Here is a 22,957-nt window from a genome sequence, read left to right on the forward strand (position 1 = left end):
TTTTTATTAACCATATGATAAAATGATTGTTTAAAAGTATCTCTCTTTTCAAATAAAAAACTGTTGTATCTCATTCATCATTTAGAGTAATTGAGAAAGTATCAAATCCACAACTATGACTTTATTAATACAAGCTATTTCTTAACTTTGTAAAATTGTTATACACTAGGAAAATAGCAAACAAACTATTCGGTAGCAGGTGAAAAAAATGTATGATATTACAATTATCGGTGCTGGAGTGAGTAGCATTTTTATGGCTTATACATTAGCCAAAAGCAACAAAAAGGTTTTAATTCTTGATAAAGGTAAACCGTTAGAACATCGAAATTGCTCTTTAAAACAAGGGGAAATATGTAACTGTACTGCATGTGATAAATATTTCGGGTTTGGTGGTTTAGGAAAGTCTGAAGGGAAATTTAATTATACAAACGGATTTGGAGGCGAACTCGAGCAAAAAGTAGGTAAAGAAGGATTTATGCAACTCATGGCGGAAGTAGATGAAATTCTATGTCAGTTTGGTGGAAGTTCAGTTTCAAAATATTCTACAGAAAATCCAACTCTCACTAAGAAGGCTGAGACATGTGGTTTACAAATGCTAACAACAGAAGTAAGGCATCTGGGTACTACACTTTCAAGTAACATTTTTCAGCAGCTCTATGAATTTTTACTTACCAAAATAGATATCCAATTTCATATAGATGTACAAAATATCGTTAAGCAGAAAGACCATTTTAAAATATATACAAATCAAGAAACTGTCCATTCTAAGAAATTAGTATTTGCAACCGGTCGTTCCGGGGCGGATTGGTTAAAAGAAATGTGCACTTCTCTAAATATTTCTCAGGAGCAAACCCGTGTAGATTTAGGTATTAGGGTAGAGATGAAAGAACATCAATTACGTTCTATATTAAAAGATACATTTGAGACGAAACTTTCTTATCAGCATGAACATTTCACGGCTACTACTTACTGTATGAATCCAAAAGGACGTATTATTCGAAAGTACGAAGAAGGTTTAGTTATGCCTGACGGTCAAAATTTTCGAGAGCAAGGAACTGGCACTTCTAACTTAAATTTCACTTTATTTATCCCGCGCTATTTTCCAACTCTCAAAGAAGCAAATGTATACGCAAGTTCAATTATTAAAAGCATTAACCAAGGACGAGATCGGATTGTTATACAGCGTTTAGAGGACTTAATAAAGAAACAACCTACAACGGAGAACAACATGAAACATAATCGTATACAGCCTACACTACACGGAGATTATGGAGATTTGAATAAAGAAATTCCTCAATTATATATTGAAGGACTCAAAAAATTTTTATTACGTTTAGAACAATTTATCCAAGAACCTATCGATAAAGATACTTTATTATATGGAATTGATGGAAAGTTCTATGCCCCTACGATAAAAATCAATAACCATTTTGAAACAAGTATGAATGGGCTATTTTTAATTGGAGATTGTTCAGGCATCACTCATTCATTATCTCAAGCAGCTGCAAGTGGTCTGTATGTTGGAAAATATTTATCAGACATTTAATTACTCTAATCAAATGGAAAGGGAGCAACTAATTGCTATTGCTCCCTTTTCCCTATTACTTCTCTTATAACACATGATGCAATCTGCTATTAAAAAGAACGTACATATTATACAGATGTAAACAAAAAACAACTCCAAAATCAACTTTTATTGTATATTTTGGAGTTACTTTACGTTTATTCTATGATTGTTTCTAAAGGTAAATCTGTATAGGAATTATCCTCACCTATATTCAAGATTACTTCACATTGACGTAATCTCAATTCAAAGAGCGTTATAGGATCACGATAAACTTCAGGGTTTGATTTCATTTTATGCAGTTTATCTTGTTTTTCTTTTATTTCTAAATGAGTGTTTTTTACAGCTTGTTCCAACGCGTCAAATGGATTTCTAAAGAACATATTAATATCCCGCTCTTGTGTGTTTTCAAACAGCTCAAATTGCAAGAAAAACTTCTTCATAATAGAAGCCGTTACATCTGTATAATCTTCATTTTCTAAATACTGTTTATATTTGTTATATAGCATAGCTTTATTTTTAGGAAGAACTCCAAATAATTTACCGGCACTTTTCAGTAAAAATTGTGCTGGCGTAAATCGGCGTAAAATATTTACTTCTTCCATTTGTATTCTAGTTGTCATTCTATCAGTATCTCTGCGCCAGTCATCAATTACTTTAAAGTCACATTCTAACTGTATTCGATTTTCTCCAAATAAAGAATTAAGTCCTTCACTGGTTTCTTCTAAGTACAATTGACTTTGAAGGAGCTCGTTATTAGAAGTCGCAATCCAATTTTGCATAGAGCGAGCAAGATTAGGTAATACAGTTTGTTCTAGATATTGTTGCACTCTTTCATTCATCGCTGTGTTTAGTTCAATATCAATGTGACCAAAATCGCTTTCTTCACTAATTAAATCGGAACAACTCTGCAATAGTTTCGGAATATGTTCTGTAAGATCATTAGTAATTTCGTTTTTCATTGTACGATATGATTCTGTAATTAAATGAATTTTGTCCTTCTCAAAAGCAGTAAGGTTATTAATACAAGCATTTAGTTTAACTAACATATCTTCATTCCAATTAATAGAATCTACTAGATTATTTTCCCTCTCGACGCGTTTATCCAAAAGATATGTAATTGTTTTTCGAATGAAAAACAATAGCTTTTCAGTACGTTCTGCATCGATATTTTTATGGTTAAAGTTAAAATGAATAAACTCAGTTAAATCGTTTAGTTGTTTACTATTTGTATATAACGAAGAATAAGGGAAAACTCTTGCATTAGGGAAATATGTATTTATTCTCACTTGCGTATCTTGTATAACTCTTTTTGCTTCTGCTTCATTGTAAATGTTATCGATTTTATTTAATAAGAAATGAACTTGTAGATTTGGTGTATGTTCTTGAATACTTAATAGAATGTCACGTTCTTTGTCAGTAAAAGGTGAATCCGTATTCAATACGAATAATAATTCATCTACAGAGTTTAAATATTCAAACACCTCATCTCTCGCGTCATTGTTCCTATTAAAGCTAGGTGTAACAACGAATGTAAGTTTATTTTCACTTAAAAACCTGCATGGTAATTTAAATTCAACACATGCTCTATCTCTATATGTTTGACGGTGCACTGCCATCATGTTATGGAAATCAGAGAAATTCTCAGTTGTTGTAATTTCCGAATCTGTTATAGCGTTAATTTCTGTATAAGCGTCATTTTTAAAAACAACAACATTTGAGATTGAGTTTTCTAATATATTTTCTCCTAGAATAGAGTTAATAAATGACGCTTTTCCGTTTCCTGAAGTTCCAGTTACTAATAGGCGATTTGTTTTTAAATCTGCAAGCTCGCCTACTAACCAGCTAAATCGGTGACCCATTTCTAAATCATGTTCTTGTGCCCACCCTGTAATAGATTCAAAAAGATGTAAACTATACTCTAAGCCATTCACATGATTAATAGAATATGACAGTAGGTTTTCCGCATATTTTATATCCGCTGAATCTATTTTGGAAGGAAAAATCTCATCCCATGCCAATACTGCTGCAGATGGAAATACAGCATGAGAGGGATTGACTACCTTTAACCAATTTGTTAACAGATTTGGAATAATATCGTGTAATTGTCTAAGCATATATTGACCTTGAATTAATTCAAAGTATGTTTCTTCGTAAAGAGAAGAAATTTCGTCCCATATATCGGACGAATGCATTTCGATATGTATGAAAAATTCATTTATTGTGTTAAGCCATAATAAGTAATTTTGTTCATCTTTATAGCTGTGCCAAAGTGATGAAACCATTTGCGTAAATTGCACTTGATCTACATTATTTAATGTAACTAATACTGTATAAAAATAATCTGGTGAAATATTTTTAGTAAATCCTTTATCTATATATTCTTTTAGAACCGCAAACCACGGATAAGATTCTGTTCGAATTAACTCGTTCACAGCAAGCTCTACTGCACTATCAAAATCTTGCTGTTCTTCATAAAAGGAACGTGCAATTGTTGTGACGTTTGGATAATCGGGATTTAAAGAAACCGCTTCTTTTATAACAGCGAAAGCTGAATCAAAATTATTTTGCTCGATGTAAAGAGACAGTAATTGCAGTACAATTTCGGTCATAAGTATTTTGTTATCAGTAGTAATGGAAGTATACACATTTTCAGCAACTGATAATTGGTTAAGTTCGAAGTAAGCATCCGCAATATTTTTTTGTGCCCATGGCGCTAATTCATTACTAACTTTCTCCCATTTAAAAATAGCTGCTTCAAAATCTTGATGGTGATAATAAAATTCACCTTGTGCAAAACGAATATAAGATCCATCAGAAATCTCATTTTTTTCTTCGTTTACATAAGCTTCTCCAAGTACTTGAAGAGGTGGGTGTGTTTCATTCTCCATTAGGAATGTTTCATAATACATCTTTTTTATTAATTGTTTTTCTAATCTCATCTTTTCCCCCACTATATCTCGAAAATACATTTTTCGAGATATGTCAATACTTTTTTGTATGTATGCTTTTTATCTTAACAAAGAATTCCTTTTGGAAAATTTCATTTTCCTTTCATTTTTCAAGTAAGATTGAATTTTTATGAGAAAAGTTTCAGTTCTTTTTCAATTCCCTTTCAATTGTGAAACAACATTAAATGTTCCTAATAACCTAATAACACTATAATATTCCACATTATTTTATTAGGAAAATTCAATGTGGATTGCATTATAAAAACAATCTATAACGAATATATATGCAACGTTTGATTCGCTGACAAACAAAAAAACCTCATATAATAGTTGTTAGATGAACCTATATGCCACGTCTCTTCAGAATTTCAAATACATCACAATAACTTAAAAAACAACAATAGTAGTCAACGGCTTTTCAAACAATATCTTTCTCGAATTGTTTTCCTTAAAATATTTCAGTATTTATGTAATTAAATTCCATTAACCTATATAAATAACTAGTCCAAAAAAATATATTTGCATATCATGTTATAGTAAAGAATTTAGGAAATCCTAAAAAGGAGGCATTTTCATGTTTGAAGATAAATCTAAAATAAATTACCCCTATGAATTTACAGAAACTACAACAGTTCCTCTAAAGAACCCCATTGATAAAAAATTTAAGAACGGCACAGGTACACATAATTTTCCAATAACAAAACATTACAAAGAAAAAGTTCTATATACTGAAAAAATTAATAATAATAAAAATAAATAATCGTATAGATCCTTATAATATAATTAACCAAATAAGAATCAATATTTGGCCATGCATAGTTATGTTTTTAGCAATGTGTAAATCTTTATTATGCAATTCACGTACCTTTTAAAAAGTGCTGATATACAGCGCTTTTTTATACATAGATACATTAAATCTGCCCTAGACTAGAGATGAATTACTTATAACATTAAGTATTTAAACAGTTATAAATAAAAATAAAATAGTCTGACTACAGTATACATGTAGTCAGACTATTTTATTTTTACATACCCTTTTTCTTTCAGTTATTGTTTCTACTATATGGGGTAACAATCCCATTTCTAGTCCCAACAGATTAAGAAATAATCCCTTCTTCATTCATTATGTTTAAGAGGGATTCCTCCAATGAACTGTACCTTTTGTTAATGCTTTCAATCTTAATTTCACTCATAATAAGTGCTCTTAAAATTTCTTGCTGCTTTTCTTTCATTTCATAAATACGAATTGTCCGTTCGTTCATGATTTTATAATTTATTAAGCCTAGTTTATAATCTAAAATGAACACTGCTTTTTTAACCTCCTGAGCTATCACCTCAATATACTCTGTCCGTTCTTCTTTGATATTCTTCACTGAAACTTCTTCTAGTAGCTTCCCGCTTTGAATGATACCAATAGTATCTGATATTTGTTCCAATTCCGCTAAAATATGGCTGGAAATTAATAAAGTAATGCCATATTCTTTACAAAGCATTTTAAATAAATTTTTTAACACTTTAACGCCAGTAGAATCTAACCCATTGAAAGGTTCATCTAAAACCAACAGTTCTGGCTTTGTCGTAATTGCTCTGGCAATTCCTAACCTCTTTTTCATTCCAAGGGAAAAATCTTTAACTTTTTTATTCTCGATATTATTTAATTTCACAAGGTCTAACGCATGATTAATGCTATTTTTATCGTAATAGCCCATGTACTCGCAATGTAAGTAGAGATTCTCTTGAGCTGTTAGTTCTTCATAGAAAATAGGATATTCATTAATCATCCTCATACGTTTTAGCAATTTAAATGATCTATTCGTTAATTTCTCACCAAAAATTTCAATCTCACCACTTTTCGGTTTGATTAAATTCATGATCATTCTCATAATCGTTGTTTTACCAGCACCGTTTGGTCCTAATAATCCGTAGATTTCCCCTTTTTTCACATGTATATTAACCCCAGAAACAACCTCACTGTCTTCAAACGATTTTGTAAGTTGATATATTTTTAATATATATGACATTTCACCCTCCTTATTAACTTAATATCCGGATTTTAAGAATCGGAATTCATCTTTATCTTACTTAATAAAAAAATTATAAATGGTAGATTTTTTATTGATCAAGAAGAAAAAACAAGCGCTACATTATTAAATGAGCACTTGTAAAATACCTATGACTACTACCTTTACTTGTTATTAGAGATGTACTTATTTTACGGGATAAAAATAGACAATTGTTTTAAAAGTTAAAAATGAAATTTCCTTTTCAATATTTCTTTCCATTTGTTTGGAAAACCATAGGAAAGAATTAGACATACGGCACCAATAGATAAAAAGACTTTCATATCCTCAAGAGACCTTGAAAAGGTATAGGGACGGTTACTATATTGTCCTAATATAAAACTGATCCATGCTGTCAAAACAAATACAGATATTGTAATTACTCCCGCAAAAGCAAGCCATCTTTTTTTGTTCTTTTTATAAAACATTCTGTTCAGCCAGATTAAAGTAACACACATTAAAAATATAGGAATTGCTATAGTAACAGACCAATTTATTTGTTTATCAGCTATATCTAATGCAAGTAATAAACATATAGTTGTAATATTTAATATAAGAGCTTTCCTTTTAACTTTCTTAGAAAAAACATAAATTACAATCCAAAAAGAAATGACTGAACTGCTACTATATAGAGACCATGTTAAAGTGTTAGCTAATATAAAATTAATTAATGTAGGAATGAAAAGAGCTAAAAGAGCCACTACGCTAAAGATACGAAAAGTTAGTTTTAGTACATTATCTCTTACATTTTCATACATACTGTAATAGTGTGGAAAACCATTTTCTTTAAGAAGCTGTTTATCGCTCGAGACCTTAGGAATATAGGTAAAGCATAATGGGCAAGGTATTTGGTCCCTCTCTACCTGAATACCGCACTTTGGACAATATGCCACTAATATCCTCTCCTATTAGATTCTATTTTCACATTAATACCATCTTTTTTTAGTTTTCTAAAGAACTCCCGTTCCACAATTTGAATATCAGATATATTTCCGAAAGTAATATACATGTAAGAACCATAACTAATAACTCCGGCTTTTATTTTATTACCTACACTGGGGGGTGGATAGAATTCAAATCGCTCAATAAAAGGTTCTATGTCCTTATTCAGAGATACTACCCCTAAATTAGAGATAGAGCTTGTATACAAGCTTTCTCCAAATTTTGAATGTATAATAGGTGCCAATTGGTCCTTAATAGTAAGTGGCAAAAGTCGTAGCAAAACATTTCTTTCTCCACGAACATTTCTAGCAATAAGTGGTTTCAATTGTTTGCTGTTTAAATATCGTTTAAATTCTATTTGAACCTTCTGTACAATCTCATGAAATGTGTATTCTCCTAGCCGAGGATCAATTGTTATGGGTATACTAACAAAGAAATTGCGAAGTGTTTGACTTTCAAAAAAGTTCCGTAAGTTAACAGGTATATTTATGGTGATAGGTTTAGGCTTAGCTGCTAGCTCATCTTGAATTTCGATTAATACCTCTATGTATTTAGATATTAAATAAGTAGTAATGCTTATACCTTGAGATTTAGCTAACTGTTTAATTTCTCTTATATCGATTTCTCCTGTAGTAATATGATATATTCCCTTCTTATCAAACTTAAATGGGAGTTTGTATGCATAATCAAGACCTTCTTGCCAGCTTGGTACATTTTCTTCGTAATATGTAGCAAAAGAATCTTCAAACTCTAAGTTAATACTATTTTTCATTTCCATTTGCAAATCAAGAGATTCTTTTCTCATTACATAATAAGTCACCAAGAGTTTCAAAAATTCTAGAGCTCCCGTACCGTCTGTCAGCATATGCGAAACTTCAAAAGATATCCTTCTGTTATAATACAGAATGCGATAAGGGAATGTATTATGACTGGTAAAAAACAGATTAGAACAAGGATAGTAATGCTCTATTGAAGCAATAGGAATTTCATTCGTTTTTTTAAAATAATTCCAGAAAATCCCCTTCTTTACGATTACTTTAAATAGAGGGAGTTGTTCTAAAGTTTGTTCAATAGCCCATTGTAAAACTTCAGGATTAACCATGCTTTTAAGGTTAACTGAGAGTCTAAAAACCATAGAAACTCTCGATGTAACAGTTGAAGCATATAGCTTTCCGGCATTATCTAGTTTGTACCACTCTACGTTCATCGTTAACTCCTTTGCATAAAGAAAGAATCTAACAGTTTTTATTCAATGAATATATACTATAAGTAATGATAGTATAAAAATACATACAGTAAGTACATTCATCTTGATTCCTCCTAGTTTTATATTTTCACAAACAAGGTCTCTTTATTCTTCTCCAACAAGACGAATGAAAAAATCTTGTAGACCCAACGGTGAAATAATTACCGTGTCTGTACCCTGTATCCTCAATTTGCTTGTCACAAACGTACTGCGATACAAACCCACCCATTTTGAAAAAGGTTGATCAAAATGGGTAAAGGGTTATGAAGTTATGAAGTTATGAAGTTTTAAAATTCAAATTAAATAACATTGTTTTCTTTGTGCATATTTATCCTAAGATACCTAGAAATTTATTTATTAATTTTAAAATTAACGAACAAATTTAAGGTCTATGTCTCCATTATTAGCATTGATATCTAATTTTTTATCACCACCACTTTTATTTTCTGGCAGATTGTTTTTACCTTTAGAAGCTTGGCTCGAAATACTAAATACATCATACGATCCTACTATAGTTCCATTTATACCACCATTTTTCGATTTTAATTTTAATGTATCTTCAATTGCAACTTTTTCTATATCTAGGTTACCATTTGAAACTGTTGCATCAACGGAACCTTTCACCTTAACATTGGATAGATTTATATCGTCATTTTTGGTTTCCAATTTGAATCTTTTCTCAATTTCTACATTAGAAGCTTTTATTTTTCCATTTGAAGTTATTGCATCGATAGTACCAGATATATTTACTTCTGAAAGATTAATATCCCCTTTAGATGTTTTTATTTCAATACCACTTTCAATACCACGCGGAACTGATATCTTTATATTTCTATGTGTTTTATCGGAATTAAGGCCCACATAGTCTTTCAATTCTTTATCGGTATTGGCTTGCATAATTAAACTCTTTTCATCTGAAACATTTATCGCATAGGATTCTTTATCATTATCAAAATACGTAATATGAATCTCGTTATCGTTTGATTTTACCACATCGACACTTCGATCCATTGCAGCTAGAGATATTTGGGAAATCTTATCTGCTTCTATTGAATAGCTCTTTTCCTCATATTTTATTGAACTATTTTTCTTATCAGAACTAGCATCATTTGTACATGCAGAAGTAAAAATTAGTACTGAGCTAACAACTACAGTGACAGGTAAGACATTTTTAAAAACTTTTTTCATGATTTGTAACACCACTTTCTAAATAAATACATAATTTAATCTTCATTTTTACGATTTCAAGATTTAATGAATAAATCTTTACCTTAGGAATTCGGCCAAAATATTTATATTTTGACCGAATCCATACTTTTCTTTGCAAGAGAATAATATTTCGCTCTCATTTTAACTTAATTAATGTTGAGCGTTAATCCATCCTGAGACATCCTTTATTACTTGAGAATCTACATGAGCTGGTTTGTTGTAAATACTACCATCAAATTTATCTGCGGAACCGCCTGGCATAAACAAATGACTCAGTCCTGGATACACCTTGAAACTAACATTGTCTTTATCCTCAAGTGTTTCCTGCCACAGTTTATAATCTACTTTTTCTAAGACATGAAAATCAGTTGTACCTTGTATAATGAACATTGGAATACTAAGATTTTTAACAATGCTTGCTCCATCAATTTTATTCAAACTATTCCAATAGCTAGCCGGATAACCAAGTATAACTTCTGTCTTATCAGAGGAGTTGAGTTTTTTAATTTTATCTACTCCCGCTTTTGTATTGTCCAGTTCTTCTTTTTTACGCTCGTTCGATAGATTTTCTTGTTCTAATCGCAATGTAGTCTGTGTCAACACTATATCCTCTAAACGACGTAAGGTACCAGCCATTGAGACAAAACCTTTTATTTCTGGATTATCCTGTGCTATTTTTGGTCCCAATAGGCCACCTTGACTGTGTCCAATTAGATAAATTCTGTTACTATCTACTCTTTTATCTTCTTTAGCAAGTCGCACAGCCTCTTTAGCATCATACAAATATTCTGTTTCTACGTCAGAGACATCATTTGGATATGCATAAGAGCGCTTGTCATAGCGGATAGAAGCAATTCCATTTTCTGCAAGACCGTGTGCAATATCCGCAAAAGGACGATTAAGACCCGTGCCAATGATAGAATCCATATTATTGGGACCAGACCCCTGAAGCAAAATTGCAACCGGCGGCTTTTCTACTCCTTTCGGAAGAGTTAACAACCCATTCAATTTTTTTTCATTGTAACCAACTTTAATCGAAGATTATTCCTATTTTTTCCCTTTCTCCGGTTTAACTATAAGTGGTTGTAGTTGAGTTTGAACGTCGGTTACCTTCCCATCTTTTGTATATACAAAAGTAGTTTGCAAATTTTTTTTACGATGTACTGTGGTAATGGACACTTTTCCATTTTTATCTTTCGAACTAAATACTTCTGATTCTGTATCTAGAGCAGGTCCTAATTGAGATATTAAAGCATTCCATTTAGAGGCAAACTCATCCTTAGGTAATTTACTATTCATTTCATGAGTTACATTTTTATAAAGTTGATCAAAATCATTTTTCTGAAATTGCTCTAAATAGGCTGCACTTTTTATTTTTAAATCCTTCTCATCAAAATTTTTTGTGCCTTGCGTAACATTTTGGTTCTGTCAATTCTTATCCGGCTTTTCAGGCGTTGTACCACAAGCTGCAAGTGAAATTATTATTGCACTTGCCACAATAGGCTTGGTAAACTTAAACATAATAATCCCTCCACTAAATCTCTAGTTAGTAATTTCAACGCGTATAAAGCGGCCTATAATAGTTAAGATGGGTATTTTTATTTTCTATCCTGTCCTATTTTACTTATACTCAGCAAAATATAACGGATGCTCATTTCACCTTTACTGCCTCTATCCTTTAGTAAATGATAACTTATTAATATTTAAATCTTCTTCCGACTTACGACCAAAACACATAATATATAGACAATGACAGATACTACAATACAACTTATTATTTGAATAACTGCGTTAGGAGTAAAGATTAGTGTTTCAAATATCAAGCCTAATACTTTTCGAAGTGCAGCAATAGGTGTAAATACACAAATGATAGCTACAATGATAATATCTGTAAGCCAACCATACCAAGTACCTTGGATTGTAGTTAATGTATGAACAATCAAAGCAACCATCAGCATAAATACAAATTGACGAATGAAGGCAATACTAACTCCATTTTTATCCCAACCAAAAACACCAAATGGATTGGCTACAAATCCATTATTACCTACAGGTAATAGTTTATCTAAACAAAGATAGCAAAGCGCTGTAAATAGCGAAATAACAAGGGCGAAACCAATATAATTTATAAGGATCCCTCTCATATAATCCAGCTTTTTTACATTAAGATTCATAATTTTCCGGAAATTCTTAGCAGGAATGAGCACCGCACTCATTAAAATTATGATATAAGAGTAAAAACTAAAACTTAAATAAAATTGTCCTTTATTTGTTGTTCCTAATAAATCATTGATTACGTAACTAATTATTTGTAAGACAATCGCTGCGATAAAAATAACGTACGATAATTTTACTTTCTTAAAATTTAGCTTTGCTACAGCAAGTGCATTCATCTTAAGTCCTCCTAATTTTATATTTTCACAATCAAATTCTTTTTATTCTTCTTCAACAAGACTGATGAAGAAATCTTGTAAGCCCAAAGGTGATATCATTACTGTATCTGTATCCTCAATTGGTTTGTCAAAAATGTATTGTGATACAAATCCACCCACGTTCTTTTTACCAATAATATTTAGACCTTTCGTTACCTGTTCGACGATATCAACTGGACCTGTTACAGAATAAGCCATCTCATCAATATCAGTGGTATCTGCATATAATTTCAGTTCTCCTTTATCAATGATAAGAAGCTTTTCTGCAACTTTAGAAATTTCATCAATTAAGTGTGTGGACACAATAATAATTTTTGGTTTCTGTTCGTTGCATACTTGTAATAAATCGTAAAAACTATTACGTGTAATAGCATCAAACCCTAAAACTGGTTCATCTAGAATAATTACAGCCTTGTTACTAGCCATTCCAAGGATTGTGTTGACCATAACCTTCATTCCAAATGATGTTTGTTCATACTTTTTGTTTAAATCCAGTTTGAATTTTTCCGCAATTTCAATTGCGAAATTGAGATCAAATTGACTGTGCAATTCTTTTGCAGTCTTGAATAAGTCCCTGATACGCATATTAAAATGTTCTGCATCACTAGGAACAAAATATACTTGCTCTGGCATACGCATCATATTTACGAGGTTCCCCTCAACTCTGACTTCACCAGCACTAGCATTATGGTGACCCGCAATTAATTTGAGAAAGGTAGTTTTTCCTGCCCCATTTTTACCTAGCAAACAGTAAATACCAGGTGAATCCAAGGTTACGGAGAAATTCCGCAACCCTTCATTTTTTCCATAATCTTTAGTTACATTGAATAAATTAATCATCGTTTTCCTCCATTACTAATTTAATTATTTCCTCTCGTGATATACCAATTTTCATCGATTGTCGTATCGTATCTAACAGCTCTTTTTTTCGCTCGTCCAATATGATTTTCTTTGCCTCATTGGTTACTGCCATTCCAATTCCTCGCTTTTTATAGAGCACCCCTTTATCTGCGAGAATCTTAACAGCCTTTACCGATGTAGTTGGGTTTACTGAGAGAAGCTTAGAAATCTGAGTGGTTGAAATAATTAAGTCATCCGGGTTATATGTACCAGATAAAATATCATTTTCAATCATCTCTGCAACCTGTGCAAATACGGGTTTCTCAGTTCTCATGAGCACTTCCTTCCCCCATTGTTATATGGTTAATGATTTGAGTCACTAACCAAATCTACAATAACCCCATCAACTTGTCAAGACGCTCATTGGATTTAGGTGCTCTACAAGTAGTTTGAAGTTTTAATTGCTTATATTGTTTAGATCAATAAGAGTTTATATTCTAAATGAAATGATATTTGATTTAACTCTATTACCTGTACAAATACAGAGAATATATACCTTTATTACCACTTCCTTCATTCGTTATATGGTTAATGGTTTAAGTCACTAACCAAATCTACTATACCCCCATTAACTTGTCAAGATACGAATTTAAAACAGGTGCTCTGCAAATAGTTTAAAGTCTCGATTACTTGTACTGTACAGGTCACTAAAAGTATATGTTCCATCTGAAATGACATTTTAGATAACTCTATAACATGTACAAATGCAGAACTCCAGATCTACTGTAACTATTTCCCTCTAACGTTATATGGTTAATGGTTTAAGTCATTAACTTAATCTACAATACACTTACTGACATGTCAAGGTTCATATTTATGTTGAGCATGCTTTAGATGTCCCTCTTCCTTACCTATAGTTATACATTGCTTACCAATTCAATAAAGTTTTCTCAACGGTAAAAAATGATGAAAAATATATTGTTTTTCATTAAAATCCTAAATTGGTGAATGTGAGATAGTGATATTCAGAAAAAAGAAGTTCGAACAAAATAGCCCGAAACATTCACAAATTATAACGAATTTGTTTTAAGATATAAATTTTACTATTTGATATTTTGAAAAAGTTTAATATAATTTAACTATTAATTTTTATTAAACTACATTAAACTAAACTAAATTAATATTTAATATAATTTAATAAATTTCATTATATTTTAACAACCAGTGATAATACAATTGGAATTTTTATAGATTTAGGTAAGGTTGAATTTTAAAATGAAAATGAACGCAATTGCAATAGAGGATATATATCAAGAAATTTTAGAGGGAAAAAGAAGTAGGTTCCCAGCTAATACATGGAAAGAAGATAAAAATGGAGAACTGTCTAGAAGGGTAACAAAATATTTAATTGAAACAATTTTAATGTGGAACAAAGAAGATATTAAATTGAAATGGAATACACCATTAATTGTAAAGTACAAACTACGTGGTGCACTTAAACATTGCTATAACAATAGTCCCTATAAAATGATTGAGGATTTATACCCGAATCAATTTAAAGAATGGGAATTGGCTATGGCTCCCTTAAATTTTTGGACAAAAGAAAAAGCCATTGAAATATTAAAATGGACAATCGAGGAAAAAGAGCAATTAACAAGGGAAGAATTATTAAAAGTATACAGTAAAAAATGGATAAAACATAACAAACTGAGTGCCCCCTTAGTTATGTACTGGAATGGTAGCCCTTATGCAATGTTGCATTCCCTATATCCGAATCAATTTAAAGAATGGGAATTTAAATTTACACCTACTGGATTTTGGAATAAGAAGCGAGCGTTAGAAGCACTGAAATGGACGATAGAAGAAAAGGAAAGACTAACAGAAGAGCAATTGTTACGTATATTTACCCGAAGATGGTTGGTTAAACATAAATTATGCACACCTTTAAAAAGATATTGGAATGGTAGCCCCTATGAAATGCTAAACGCCTTATATCCAAATCGGTATTCGAAGAATATGCTAAAAGGTTACAATGAAAAGTTATTAATGTTGTTCATAGAATTATTAAAAAAAGGAGCAACTTGTTATTGTTGCCCCCTTTCACATACCAACCTCATGATTTTATTGAAATAATAACCCAAAAAATCACCATGTTTATTAATTTTCTATTAGTCTAATTAATTTTTCCCTAGTCTATTTAATTTTTCCCCAGTCTAATTAATTTTCCCCTCCACACAGTATCCCTACATAACCCTCTTAAACATCTTCTCCAACTCATAAGTAGAATGATGCACAAGAATCGGTCTCCCGTGCGGGCATGTGTATGGATTTGTTGTTGTGCGCAGCTCTTCAAGTAAAGCAAATATTTGATCGTTCGTTAAATATTGATTTGCTTTTATGGAAGCTTTACAGCTCATCATGATGGCTGCTTCTTCTCGTAGTTTTTTAATATCTACTTTTTTTAGTTTGACAACTTGCTCCATCATTTCATCGATGATTTCTGTTTCTTGCCCTTTCGGGAACCACGTTGGGTGCGAACGGACGATAAAGGATTGATGGCCAAACTGCTCTAAAAATAGTCCAACTTTCTTTAATTCTTCTAACTGCTCTTCGACACGTAAAAATTCGGTAAGAGATAAATCAATACGGTACGGTACAAGTAACTCTTGCACTTCTTGCGTAACTCGTCCCACTTTATCACGGAAATATTCATAATTGATGCGCTCCTGCGCTGCGTGCTGGTCGATCATGTATAACCCTTTATCATTTTGAGCAAAAATATATGTTCCGTGCATTTGTCCAATTGGATAAAGCGGTGGTAAGTCATTCCCGTTCATTTCAATCTCTTTTATTCCCCCAACTTCTTCTTCCAATTCCTCTAACTCAAAGTCCTCTTCATTACTGTTCCATGATTTCTCTTCCCGAATTGGTTCTTCAATTATCGGTTTAGTAGATGGCTGCCAACTTTGTTCTTCTCTTACGAGCGACTGTGGTGGCTGCCATTCTTGCTTCGGCGGTTGCCACAGTTGCGCTGGCTGTTTTACAGTCGTTGTTTCTTCTTGTTTCTCATCCATTCCAGTCGGTAAAACGATGTTTGGCATTGGCGGTTCTTTCGGTTTTGTATGCTCAAACTGGAACTGCCCTTGCACACTTTCGTCTTTTTCTTTTTTCTTCGTTGTTACTCCTGCATCTGGAATGAGCTGTATTTTTTTGAATGCATCTTGCAATGTTTCTTCGATAAGTTTTAGCAATTCTTGTTCTTTACTAAAGCGAACTTCTAATTTTGCTGGATGTACGTTGACATCAACAAGCATTGGATCCATTTCAATTGATAAGAAGCCGATTGGGTATCGTCCGATTGGCAGTAACGTATGATATCCTTGCTGAATTGCTTTCATTAATACGAAATTTCGAACGTAACGGCCGTTTACAATCGTTGACATATAGTTACGAGACGCTCTCGTTACTTCTGGCAATGTTACATAACCTTTAATGGTAAAGTCTAGAGACTCAGCTTCAATCGGAATCAGCTTCTTCGCAACTTGAATGCTGTAAATCGATGCAAGTACTTGTCTTACATCACCGTTTCCTGATGTATGAAGCAATTTCTTTTCATTATGAAACAGTTTTAACGATACTTCTGGATGAGACATTGCAATACGATACACGATATCTGTAATGTTCCCAAGCTCTGTATGAATAGTTTTCATATATTTAAGGCGCGCTGGTGTATTAAAGAATAAGTTTTGTACTGTAATATCTGTTCCTTTTCGGCTCGCCGTTTTCTCTTGTCTTATAATGTCTCCACCTTTAATAATAAGGTGTGTACCAGGCGCATCACCTGTGCTTGTGATTAATTCTAATTCACTTACAGAAGCAATACTCGGCAGGGCCTCTCCGCGGAAACCGAGCGTTCTTATACGAAATAGATCATTTTCATCTTTAATTTTGCTCGTTGCGTGGCGTTCAAATGCAACGATACAATCTTCTTCTGCAATGCCATCTCCATTATCAATGATGCGAATTTTCGATAACCCAGCTTCTTCTAAGTGGATTTCAATAGATGTACTATTCGCATCGATGGAATTTTCCACGAGTTCTTTTACAACTGAGGCAGGGCGCTCTACTACTTCCCCTGCCGCAATTAAATTAGAGAGTTGATCATCGAGTTTGCGAATTTTCCCCATCTACTTACTCATCCTTTCTTTAACTTTTTCTGTAAACGATACAGTTCGTTCATCGCTTCTAAAGGCGTCATATCGAGTAAATCAATCTTTTTAATTTGTGCAAGTACTGCCGTTTCTTTTTGATCGAGCACAGGCTTGTCTTGTTTTTTCGAAGACTGTTCTCCTCCAAAGAAAGATAGTTGTGATTCTTCGTCTGTCTCTTCTTGTATTTTTGCCAGTTCTTCTTTTACAACAACTGGTTCTGGAGCAACTTCTTGTACTTTCACTTCTACTCGTTTCGGAATAATAATTTCTTCCTGTCCTTCTAGTTGTGCTAACACTTCTTTCGCGCGAGCGATTAAGCTATCTGGAAGCCCAGCAAGTTGAGCAACGTGAATTCCGTAACTTTTATCAGCCGCTCCATCTTGAATTTTATGAAGGAAAACTACTTTTCCATTCTCTTCAATTGCTGAAACATGTACATTCTTTAGTTGGTCTAAATTTTCTTCTAACACTGTTAATTCATGATAATGTGTAGAGAATAATGTTTTCGCACCAATTTGGTCATGAATATGTTCAATGATTGCTTGTGCAAGTGCCATACCATCATACGTAGATGTACCGCGTCCAATTTCATCGAATAAAATTAAACTTCTTTCTGATGCATTTGCAATTGCATTTTTCGCTTCTAACATTTCAACCATAAATGTACTTTGACCTGAGATTAAATCATCCGCTGCACCAATTCTCGTAAAGATTTGATCGAAGACAGGTAATACTGCTTCTGTCGCTGGTACGAAGCAACCAATTTGTGACATAACAGTAACAAGTGCTAATTGTCTCATATACGTACTTTTACCAGACATGTTCGGTCCTGTAATTAAAAAGACATCCATCTTCTCCGGCATAATACAATCATTCGGTACATACAATTTCCCGTTCAATACTTTTTCAACGACAGGATGACGACCATCTTTAATAAAGATTTCGCGCTTAGTTGTTAAAACAGGTTTTACAAACTGCTCTTCTTCACTAACTGTCGCAAAGCTTTGCAGTACGTCTAGTTCACTAATTACTTTCGCTAAGTGTTGCAATTTCGGTATGAATACTTTTACTTCTTCGCGAAGTGCTGTAAATAAATCGTATTCTAATTGTACAATTTTCTCTTCTGCTTCTAAGATTAATGTTTCTTTTTCTTTTAGTTCATCTGTTATGAAACGTTCTGCATTTGCAAGTGTTTGTTTACGCTCATAGCGCCCTTCTGGAAGTGCTGCAAGATTCGCCTTCGTCACTTCAATATAGTAGCCGAAAATACGGTTGTACCCAATTTTTAATGATTTAATCCCTGTAATATCACGCTCTCGTTTTTCAAGCTCAGCAATCCACGTTTTTCCGTTTTTACTAACGTAACGATATTGATCAAGCTTGTCATTATAACCGTCTTTAATAATATCTCCATCTTTAATAGAAAGCGGTGGGTTTTCTTGAATACTTCTTCCTAGTAATTCAGTTAAGCTCTCACACGGATCCGCACCTTGAATTAACCTTGCTGCATAAGCATTATCTAAAAGACTAATCGCTTCTAAAATAGCTGGTACTTGCAGTAAAGAACGTCTTAACTGTAATAAGTCCCGTGCATTTACATTACCAAATGCAACTTTCCCTGCTAAACGCTCTAAATCATATACTTCTTTTAACTTTTCTTTTAAATCTTCACGTAAAAAGTAATCATTTACAAACGTTTCAACCATTTCTAAACGCTCTTCAACTTTTTCTTTCTGGATAAGTGGACGTTCCATCCACTGTTTTAACATACGCCCACCCATAGCCGTTTTTGTTTTGTCTAATAGCCATAATAATGAGCCTGTCTTTTCCTTCGTGCGAAGAGTCTCTGTTAACTCTAAATTGCGTTTTGAATGCACATCAATTTTCATAAATTGATTCGTGTAATAAATTTCTACTGGTTGCAAGTGATCTAACGAACGTTTTTGTGTTCTTATCACATAGTTAAATAAGCGTCCAATTGCTTTAATTAATTTTGCTTGGGAAACATTTTTCACAAGATGTTCTAATCCTTCTGGAATAGTTGTTGCATCTTCATACGAAATCGTCATTTTTAATGTTTCAGTTAATTTATTTAATTCATCTTTTGAAAATGTAGAATCTACAACAATTTCTTTTGAACCAGTTGCATACACTTCTAATAAAATATCTTCTACTGAACCTGTTAACAACGTCACTGTATTTTGTCCAGTCGTTAAGTCATTGCAAGCTAGCGCATAAGATCCATCTTCGAAATGTGTTAATGCTGCTAAGAAGTTATTCTCTTTCTCGTCTATTGTACGCCCTTCCATCATCGTTCCTGGCGTAATTAGTTGTACTACTTCACGGCGCACTACACCTTTAGCTGTTTTTGGATCTTCCACTTGCTCACAAACAGCTACTTTATATCCTTTTTCAACAAGTTGTTCAATATAATTTTTAGCTGCATGATGCGGTACACCGCACATCGGTATACGATCACTACTACCACCATCTCGGCTCGTTAATGTAATTTCAAGTTCATGAGCTGCTTTAACCGCATCCTCAAAGAACATTTCATAAAAATCACCTAATCGGAAAAATAAAAAGGCATCTTGATAGTCTGCCTTAACCTTTAAGTATTGCTGTATCATAGGCGTATATTGCGTCATGTCTTTCCTCCATAATTCTTACATAATAATCTATATTCATATATGTCACACTTCACGGACACCCATATCTCCTATTCCAGGAGTCTTTCCTCATTATAGCACATTTCATAAGGAATCATGGTCATTCAGCACCACTTATGTACTGTAAAAAGCTAGGAAGAACTTCTCCCTAGCTTTCTCTTACTCTTCTTCTGCGTCAACGATAAAGTTCGGATCTAATTCTTCAAACTCATCATCATCGACTTGGAAATCCTCGTCTGATTCTACGCAACCTTCAGGATTTACACTTACACAAATTTTCGTTTCCCCAACTACTTCTGTTACAAATTCACGTTCTACCGTCACAACAATTTTATTACCATTTGGCGATACAAGAGCTTCTAAACAATTTGGCGGCTGAATTACACGAGCGATAATTTCTAAATCGTCACCAGAAAAGTTTTTGTCACGATAACCAATGCTTACTTCATCATTGTAGTTAACACGTTCTGTTACAACTTCAGTCTTTGTGTTTCCATCAAATGAATACCAAGTGTTTACATCATAGAAACCTTCAATTTCCACATGTTTCCCATTCTTTCTCGCTTCGTACGAATGGTTAATTACCCAGCACCCTAAAATACTTGTTGGCTCATTATTCGATTCACATGTATGCGTTGACTTTGTATACTTACGTCCTTTTCCAACCACTGCTTTTGTAATAATCTCTCTAAATTCGGACATTCGTAACCCTCCTCAATCACTATTCACTTAATCATATGCGTGACAATAGCGGAATGTGTCATTCTTTTTTTTGAGAAGAATTTACAATATAACTCACTAAAAAAAAGAGATGTCAATAAGACATCTCTTTAACAACCACAATTTCCTTTTTTACTTTCTACCGCTGCACCAGTTTCACCCTTCAATACATCGCCACCAGTTGAAACTAATATTTCATCTGTTACATTGTTAGAAATGGTACTAGCAACTAACTGTAGTAAGTCATTTACATATGTTTGTGAAGATTTAAACTCCTGTACAACTGGGATATTATCCAACTTATCTTGAAGCGCATCAATTTCAGCTTCTACTTTTTTCAAAGCTTCCCATTTCCCATAATGTTGCAAGTTTACTGCTTGTTTTTGCAAAGCTTTTATTTCATCAATTGCTCGCTTTACATTTTCATTTTTATGAATTTGTGCTTCTGCTCGCTTAAAAAAATCGACTTCTTCTGTTTCAGAGATCATTTTTGCTAATTCTTTCGCTTGCTCAACAATTTCATCTTTCGTATATACTTTCATCTATTATTTCACCTCAATCGGTTCCTTAACCAATTCCCCGTTAAGAGACCAAGTTTTTGCTTCCGTTACTTTTACTTTCACAAGCTGACCAATTAAAGATTTTGAAGCAACAAAGTTTACAAGTTTATTCGTACGTGTGTATCCTGCAAGTACTTCAGGGTTATTCTTACTTTCTCCATCAACTAATACTTCTACAATTTGTCCTATATAGCGCTTATTCTTATTAACTGCATATTCATTCACTAGTGTATTTAAGCGTTGTAATCGCTCTTTCTTCACTTCCATCGGCACATTATCCTGCATTTTTGCAGCTGGTGTACCTTCACGCGGAGAATAAATAAATGTAAATGCCGTATCAAATCCTACTTCACGATATAACGACATCGTCTCTTCAAACTGCTCATCCGTTTCATTTGGGAAACCAACGATAATATCAGTCGTTAGTACTGCATTCGGAATGGTTTCTTTAATTTTTCGTACAAGCTCTAAATAGTGTTCTCGCGAATATTTACGCGCCATAATTTTAAGCATATCTGTACTACCAGATTGAACTGGTAAGTGGATATGTTCTACTAGGTTACCACCTTTTCCAAGAACATCAATTAAATGATCATCAAAATCACGTGGATGGCTTGTTGTAAAACGAATACGTGCGATATCGATTTTACGAAGTTCATCCATTAAATCGCCAAGACCATATTGTATATCTTCAAAGTCTTTACCGTATGCGTTTACGTTTTGTCCAAGTAACGTAATTTCTTTATAACCGTTCGCAGCTAAATGGCGAATTTCTTTAATAATATCTTCTGGACGTCTGCTGCGCTCTTTTCCGCGTGTATACGGTACAATACAATATGTACAGAACTTATCACAGCCATACATAATATTTACCCAAGCTTTAATATCACCACGACGTACTTTCGGAAGGTTTTCAATTACATCCCCTTCTTTTGACCAAACTTCAACTACCGTCTCTTTTGAGAACATTGCGTCCTTTAAGATATACGGTAATCTATGAATATTATGTGTACCAAACACCATATCTACATGCTGATTTTTTTGCATAATTTTATTTACAACAGATTCTTCTTGAGACATACAACCACATACACCAATTAAAAGATCCGGATTTCTTCGCTTTAATGATTTTAAATGACCAAGTTCACCGAACACTTTATTTTCAGCATTTTCACGAATTGCACAAGTATTTAATAAAATCACATCTGCCTCTTCAGTTGAAAAAGTTGGCTCATATCCAAGTGTTGTAAAAATCCCAGCCATTACTTCTGTATCATGTTCATTCATTTGACAGCCGTATGTACGAATGTAAAACTTTCTTCCTGCGCCAAAATTGCGGAACTCTTCAGGTAAGCCAAAATCTCGTTCAATTTTAACTTCTTCTTTCCCACGCTTTTTCGCCAATTTCAAGGAAGGTGGTTGGTATACACTTTCAAAGTATTTACTATAATCTTTCTCTTCTTTTTTCGTAGAGGAATTTGCTTGTCGACTTGCTAATCGTTGTTGCTCGTTCATCGGTAATCTCCTTTCACCCTTAACTATACACACTCTGT

18 protein-coding genes are annotated in these 22,957 nt (G+C 33.1%); 3 read left to right on the top strand and 15 right to left on the bottom strand.

What is annotated here, in order from left to right:
• The first annotated feature begins 208 nt into the window (after positions 1 to 208).
• A complete protein-coding gene (locus MHB76_RS17600) occupies positions 209 to 1,546 on the top strand; it encodes an NAD(P)-binding protein (RefSeq protein WP_078172950.1) in 1,338 nt (445 codons plus the stop codon).
• Positions 1,547 to 1,722: 176 nt separating this feature from the next.
• On the opposite strand, the gene MHB76_RS17605 is transcribed toward MHB76_RS17600, so the two are convergent.
• Positions 1,723 to 4,506, bottom strand: coding sequence for a dynamin family protein (locus MHB76_RS17605; RefSeq protein ID WP_078172949.1), 2,784 nt, complete (start codon positions 4,504 to 4,506; stop codon positions 1,723 to 1,725).
• 583 nt (positions 4,507 to 5,089) lie between these two features.
• Between MHB76_RS17605 and MHB76_RS17610 the strand changes: the two genes are divergently transcribed.
• Entirely contained in the window at positions 5,090 to 5,275 is a 186-nt protein-coding gene (locus MHB76_RS17610) for a hypothetical protein (protein ID WP_016105948.1), read from the top strand.
• A gap of 337 nt (positions 5,276 to 5,612) precedes the next feature.
• Here MHB76_RS17610 and MHB76_RS17615 read toward each other — a convergent pair whose 3' ends face one another.
• The 9 genes from MHB76_RS17615 to MHB76_RS17655 form a co-directional block, all read right to left on the bottom strand.
• Positions 5,613 to 6,536 (bottom strand): ATP-binding cassette domain-containing protein, encoded by a 924-nt coding sequence (locus MHB76_RS17615; protein ID WP_002160778.1) that lies wholly within the window; start codon positions 6,534 to 6,536, stop codon positions 5,613 to 5,615.
• A gap of 224 nt (positions 6,537 to 6,760) precedes the next feature.
• Positions 6,761 to 7,468, bottom strand: a complete 708-nt coding sequence (locus tag MHB76_RS17620; protein WP_078172946.1) for a DUF6320 domain-containing protein — start codon at positions 7,466 to 7,468, stop codon at positions 6,761 to 6,763.
• On the bottom strand, positions 7,468 to 8,724 hold the full coding sequence (locus tag MHB76_RS17625; protein WP_078172945.1) for an alcohol acetyltransferase: 1,257 nt from the start codon (positions 8,722 to 8,724) through the stop codon (positions 7,468 to 7,470). The genes MHB76_RS17620 and MHB76_RS17625 overlap by 1 nt, the downstream gene beginning before the upstream one ends.
• 408 nt (positions 8,725 to 9,132) lie before the next feature.
• On the bottom strand, positions 9,133 to 9,951 hold the full coding sequence (locus MHB76_RS17630; RefSeq protein WP_078172944.1) for a DUF4097 family beta strand repeat-containing protein: 819 nt from the start codon (positions 9,949 to 9,951) through the stop codon (positions 9,133 to 9,135).
• A 171-nt stretch (positions 9,952 to 10,122) separates the two neighbouring features.
• Positions 10,123 to 10,899: an alpha/beta hydrolase family protein gene (locus MHB76_RS17635; protein ID WP_234921127.1), complete on the bottom strand. Its 777-nt coding sequence runs from the start codon at positions 10,897 to 10,899 to the stop codon at positions 10,123 to 10,125.
• Positions 10,900 to 11,019: 120 nt separating this feature from the next.
• Positions 11,020 to 11,346, bottom strand: a complete 327-nt coding sequence (locus MHB76_RS17640) for a DUF3887 domain-containing protein (RefSeq protein WP_340988208.1) — start codon at positions 11,344 to 11,346, stop codon at positions 11,020 to 11,022.
• Positions 11,347 to 11,675: 329 nt separating this feature from the next.
• A complete protein-coding gene (locus tag MHB76_RS17645; RefSeq protein ID WP_063219725.1) occupies positions 11,676 to 12,365 on the bottom strand; it encodes a hypothetical protein in 690 nt (229 codons plus the stop codon).
• A 42-nt stretch (positions 12,366 to 12,407) separates the two neighbouring features.
• Positions 12,408 to 13,244 carry an ATP-binding cassette domain-containing protein gene (locus MHB76_RS17650; protein ID WP_078172943.1) on the bottom strand — a complete coding sequence of 279 codons (837 nt, stop codon included), beginning with the start codon at positions 13,242 to 13,244 and terminating at the stop codon, positions 12,408 to 12,410.
• Complete coding sequence (locus MHB76_RS17655) at positions 13,237 to 13,578, bottom strand: GntR family transcriptional regulator (protein ID WP_002160770.1); 342 nt, start codon at positions 13,576 to 13,578, stop codon at positions 13,237 to 13,239. Before MHB76_RS17655 ends, MHB76_RS17650 begins: the two co-directional genes overlap by 8 nt.
• 941 nt (positions 13,579 to 14,519) lie before the next feature.
• Here MHB76_RS17655 and MHB76_RS17660 point away from each other — a divergent pair.
• On the top strand, positions 14,520 to 15,377 hold the full coding sequence (locus MHB76_RS17660; RefSeq protein WP_254866001.1) for a DUF4046 domain-containing protein: 858 nt from the start codon (positions 14,520 to 14,522) through the stop codon (positions 15,375 to 15,377).
• A gap of 110 nt (positions 15,378 to 15,487) precedes the next feature.
• On the opposite strand, the gene mutL is transcribed toward MHB76_RS17660, so the two are convergent.
• From mutL to miaB, 5 genes are all read right to left on the bottom strand, one after another.
• Positions 15,488 to 17,431 carry a DNA mismatch repair endonuclease MutL gene (gene mutL / locus MHB76_RS17665; RefSeq protein ID WP_078172942.1) on the bottom strand — a complete coding sequence of 648 codons (1,944 nt, stop codon included), beginning with the start codon at positions 17,429 to 17,431 and terminating at the stop codon, positions 15,488 to 15,490.
• Between the two features lie 8 nt (positions 17,432 to 17,439).
• A complete protein-coding gene (mutS, locus tag MHB76_RS17670) occupies positions 17,440 to 20,103 on the bottom strand; it encodes a DNA mismatch repair protein MutS (protein ID WP_078172941.1) in 2,664 nt (887 codons plus the stop codon).
• A 180-nt stretch (positions 20,104 to 20,283) separates the two neighbouring features.
• Positions 20,284 to 20,826, bottom strand: coding sequence for an outer spore coat protein CotE (gene cotE, locus MHB76_RS17675; protein WP_002014610.1), 543 nt, complete (start codon positions 20,824 to 20,826; stop codon positions 20,284 to 20,286).
• A gap of 128 nt (positions 20,827 to 20,954) precedes the next feature.
• Positions 20,955 to 21,386: a RicAFT regulatory complex protein RicA family protein gene (locus tag MHB76_RS17680; protein ID WP_002033698.1), complete on the bottom strand. Its 432-nt coding sequence runs from the start codon at positions 21,384 to 21,386 to the stop codon at positions 20,955 to 20,957.
• A gap of 3 nt (positions 21,387 to 21,389) precedes the next feature.
• Positions 21,390 to 22,919 (bottom strand): tRNA (N6-isopentenyl adenosine(37)-C2)-methylthiotransferase MiaB, encoded by a 1,530-nt coding sequence (gene miaB, locus MHB76_RS17685; protein WP_016100344.1) that lies wholly within the window; start codon positions 22,917 to 22,919, stop codon positions 21,390 to 21,392.
• Positions 22,920 to 22,957 lie beyond the last annotated feature (38 nt).

This window comes from Bacillus sp. FSL M7-1345, assembly GCF_038006985.1.
Classification (GTDB): domain Bacteria; phylum Bacillota; class Bacilli; order Bacillales; family Bacillaceae_G; genus Bacillus_A; species Bacillus_A cereus_U.

Excerpts from the sequence above, each read along its gene's own strand:
- MHB76_RS17600 (WP_078172950.1), top strand. The coding sequence starts at position 209 with ATGTATGATATTACAATTATCGGTGCTGGAGTGAGTAGCATTTTTATG.
- MHB76_RS17605 (WP_078172949.1), bottom strand. The coding sequence starts at position 4,506 with ATGAGATTAGAAAAACAATTAATAAAAAAGATGTATTATGAAACATTC.
- MHB76_RS17610 (WP_016105948.1), top strand. The coding sequence starts at position 5,090 with ATGTTTGAAGATAAATCTAAAATAAATTACCCCTATGAATTTACAGAA.
- MHB76_RS17615 (WP_002160778.1), bottom strand. The coding sequence starts at position 6,536 with ATGTCATATATATTAAAAATATATCAACTTACAAAATCGTTTGAAGAC.
- MHB76_RS17625 (WP_078172945.1), bottom strand. The coding sequence starts at position 8,724 with ATGAACGTAGAGTGGTACAAACTAGATAATGCCGGAAAGCTATATGCT.
- MHB76_RS17630 (WP_078172944.1), bottom strand. The coding sequence starts at position 9,951 with ATGAAAAAAGTTTTTAAAAATGTCTTACCTGTCACTGTAGTTGTTAGC.
- MHB76_RS17635 (WP_234921127.1), bottom strand. The coding sequence starts at position 10,899 with ATGGATTCTATCATTGGCACGGGTCTTAATCGTCCTTTTGCGGATATT.
- MHB76_RS17645 (WP_063219725.1), bottom strand. The coding sequence starts at position 12,365 with ATGAATGCACTTGCTGTAGCAAAGCTAAATTTTAAGAAAGTAAAATTA.
- MHB76_RS17650 (WP_078172943.1), bottom strand. The coding sequence starts at position 13,244 with ATGATTAATTTATTCAATGTAACTAAAGATTATGGAAAAAATGAAGGG.
- MHB76_RS17655 (WP_002160770.1), bottom strand. The coding sequence starts at position 13,578 with ATGAGAACTGAGAAACCCGTATTTGCACAGGTTGCAGAGATGATTGAA.
- MHB76_RS17660 (WP_254866001.1), top strand. The coding sequence starts at position 14,520 with ATGAAAATGAACGCAATTGCAATAGAGGATATATATCAAGAAATTTTA.
- mutL (WP_078172942.1), bottom strand. The coding sequence starts at position 17,431 with ATGGGGAAAATTCGCAAACTCGATGATCAACTCTCTAATTTAATTGCG.
- mutS (WP_078172941.1), bottom strand. The coding sequence starts at position 20,103 with ATGACGCAATATACGCCTATGATACAGCAATACTTAAAGGTTAAGGCA.
- cotE (WP_002014610.1), bottom strand. The coding sequence starts at position 20,826 with ATGTCCGAATTTAGAGAGATTATTACAAAAGCAGTGGTTGGAAAAGGA.
- MHB76_RS17680 (WP_002033698.1), bottom strand. The coding sequence starts at position 21,386 with ATGAAAGTATATACGAAAGATGAAATTGTTGAGCAAGCGAAAGAATTA.
- miaB (WP_016100344.1), bottom strand. The coding sequence starts at position 22,919 with ATGAACGAGCAACAACGATTAGCAAGTCGACAAGCAAATTCCTCTACG.